Here is a 742-nt window from a genome sequence, read left to right as displayed (position 1 = left end):
GGAGGTCATGAAAGTACTATTTTAGCAATGGCAAACTATGCATATCACCACGGAATGATCATAGTTCCATTAGGATATGGAATAAAGGAGATTGGTTCAACAATGACGGGAGGAGGACCGTATGGAGCTACCCATTTAGGAAATAAGAAAGAATTAGATAATAATGAAATTACAATAGCTAAATTCCTAGGAAAGAGAGTAGCCGAAGTTGCTAAAAAATTAAGATGCAGTTAAAAATTTTATCATCTCTTAAATATAAAGCCTTTATTTGAGTATTTTTCTTTAGCAAGCCTCTCGGCAATTTCTAATTCCTCATTCGTTATTTCATCTAGATAACTTTCCACACCTAAGAGATCCTCAAACCCCTTTATGAATGCTTTAACAACTTCATCGAAAAATATAGTTCTATTAAGTAGTGATGAAAGATTATTTACCTTATACTTGACCATATCAATTTTATCACTTTTTTTCAAATTTCTAGGGGGAATTATTAATGCCTTATACAATACCGATAAGTCCGCAGAAACTAAGAGTGTCCCGTGAAGCATGTATTTCTCAGAAAGTATATAACCCGCATTACCAGAAATCTTATATCCTAGGAACGTTATATCGCTCTCGTTGTGAACTTCAACTGGACTAGAATTGGTTAGAAGTTCTATTGCATTTATAGTTCCATTCAAAAGTTTTTTATATAGAAAATCTATTCCATATACCTTTTCATTCAAGTTCCTTGAAACTATTA

Annotated in this window: 2 pseudogenes; one reads left to right on the top strand and one right to left on the bottom strand. The window is 32.6% G+C overall.

Features of this window, described 5'->3' with window-relative positions:
* A pseudogene (locus DMP16_RS10460) lies at positions 1 to 234 on the top strand (NAD(P)H:quinone oxidoreductase); the annotation flags it as partial.
* 8 nt (positions 235 to 242) lie between these two features.
* Here the strand turns inward: DMP16_RS10460 and DMP16_RS10455 are convergent.
* Positions 243 to 742, bottom strand: a pseudogene (locus tag DMP16_RS10455) (lipoate--protein ligase family protein); the annotation flags it as partial.

This window comes from Sulfolobus sp. B1 (assembly GCF_007050195.1).
GTDB lineage: Archaea > Thermoproteota > Thermoprotei_A > Sulfolobales > Sulfolobaceae > Saccharolobus.
Note: the sequence above shows the minus strand (reverse complement) of the source record. Positions and strands in the feature narration are given on the sequence as shown.